The organism is Mesorhizobium sp. M7A.F.Ca.ET.027.03.2.1 (genome assembly GCF_003999175.1).
Taxonomy (GTDB): Bacteria; Pseudomonadota; Alphaproteobacteria; order Rhizobiales; family Rhizobiaceae; genus Mesorhizobium.
Window position 1 is genome coordinate 1 of record NZ_RZOM01001139.1, and the last position, 1,913, is coordinate 1,913.

The following is a 1,913-nucleotide window of genomic DNA, read 5'->3' on the forward strand; positions in this document are numbered from 1 at the left end:
ATCGACGAGCCCGAAGAATTGCAGCCCGGCCGAGGGCGGCAGGTTCTGTCCCTGTTCGGCGGTCGGCGCCTTGATGAACTTCAGCTCCGGACCGAACGTCATGTCGAAATCGTTGGGACCGAACGTGCCGGCATGGATCGGACCCGAGACGAATTCCCAGAACGGATTGAACTCCTGGAACTGCGCCTTGTCCGGGTTGTAATAATGCGCGGCCGTGTAATGCACATCTGCGGTGAGCCAGACGGTGTTGCTGATGCCGGCATTCTTTATGAAGCGCAGCAGGTCGGCGATCTCGAGCTCGCGCCCTTTTGGCAAGCCATTGTCGCCATTGCTGACCGCTTCGGCGCCAACCTTGTTGGTGCCGTCGTCCCAGACGACGAGGCCGAGCGGCATGTCGGCGGCGATGATTTTCCAGGTCGCCTTCGAATTCGCCAGTTCGCGCTTCAGCCATTTCGTCTGCTGCTCGCCGAGCATGCGCGACTGCGGCGTCATCTCGTCCTGCATGTCGGGACCATTCGGGCCGCGATAGGAGCGCATGTCGAGGAAGAACACGTCGAGCAGCGGCCCATAGGCGATCTTGCGATAGACGCGGCCGGGCTCGGACGGTTCGTAGCGGATTGTCGTCATTTCATGGAAGGCGCGCGCCGCACGGGCTGCCAGCACGTGGATGGATTTTTCCGTGTAGCGGCTGTCGGCGCTGAGATCCTTGGAATCCGACCAATTGTTCAGCACTTCATGGTCGTCCCACTGGTAGAAAGTCGGGCAGATGGCGCTCAGGCCGAGCACGTTCCTGTCCATCATGTTGTATTTCCACTGGTCCCGGTACTCGTCCAGCGTCTCGGCGACCTTGCGCTTGCCGTCGATCAGCACGACGTTCTTCCACTTGCCGCCGCCGGGCAGGTCGACCTCGTCCTTCATGGCGCCGTCGGCATAGATGGTATCGCCCGAATGCAGGAAGAAGTCAGGCGTGTGCTTGCCGATCGTGGCGTAGGTCTTCATGCCGGTCTCGTCGATGCCCCAGCCCTGGCCGGCGGTGTCGCCCGACCAAGCAAAGCGGATGTCGCGCTTCGAGGCTGGCGCCGTCCTAAAACGGCCGGTGATCGGCTCCGAAACGGCGTTGATGTCGGCGAGATCGGCCGATGTCATGCGGTAGAAGATATCCTGATCGGAAGCGAGGTCGGTGAGCAGCCGCTTGACCGTGTAATCGCTGGCCGGCGACGTATCGAGCGGCGCCAGGCGGGTCGCACTGGCGAAATTCTCCGTCGACGACACCTCGAACATGACGCGCGACGGTCGGTCGGTGCGCGTCCACACCACGCCGCTGGTGGCGTCGACATCGCCCGACTGGACGCCATGGGTGAAGGAAGGCCGCTGATTGGCGCGCGAATAATAGGGCAGCGCCAAGCTCGAGACGCCGGCCAGGCCAACGGCGCCGGCGGATGTGACGAAGGCGCGGCGGGTCATCGAAAGCTTGTTCACGGCTGTCTCCTGGATGGCTTGAACGGTGCCACCAAAATCCAGCGTCAATGTTTCAGGCGCATCTCGGGATGATGAAGTTTTGATAACAATGAACAGGGTAATCTCCCCCCTCGAGGGGGAGATGTCGCCAAAGGCGACAGAGGGGGCCGCCGCGCGTGGAGCGCTAACCTCCTTCTATCGCAAGAGGCCGAGCCCAGTCGGACCGACCCCCTCTGGCCGCTTCGCGGCCATCTCCCCCTCTCGGGGGAGATTAGCGTCGCGCCTAAGCCGCTTGCGGCTCCGGATCGAACGCCGGCTTGCTGGTGTTGATCAGCAGCGAGATACAGGCGGCAGCGATTGCCGTCATGCCGGCGATCAGGAAGGCCAGTTCGTAATTGCCCTGCAACTCGCGCATGGTGCCGCCAAAGGCGGCGGCAGCGGCCGCACCGATCTGG

Annotated in this window: 1 protein-coding gene; it reads right to left on the reverse strand. The window is 62.8% G+C overall.

The genetic code is table 11. The annotated features are described in order from the left end of the window. Positions 1 to 1,479, reverse strand: a 1,479-nt coding sequence (locus EN750_RS32135) for an alkaline phosphatase (RefSeq protein ID WP_145968119.1), incomplete at its 3' end; no start/stop codon positions are given. Positions 1,480 to 1,913: the final 434 nt, after the last annotated feature.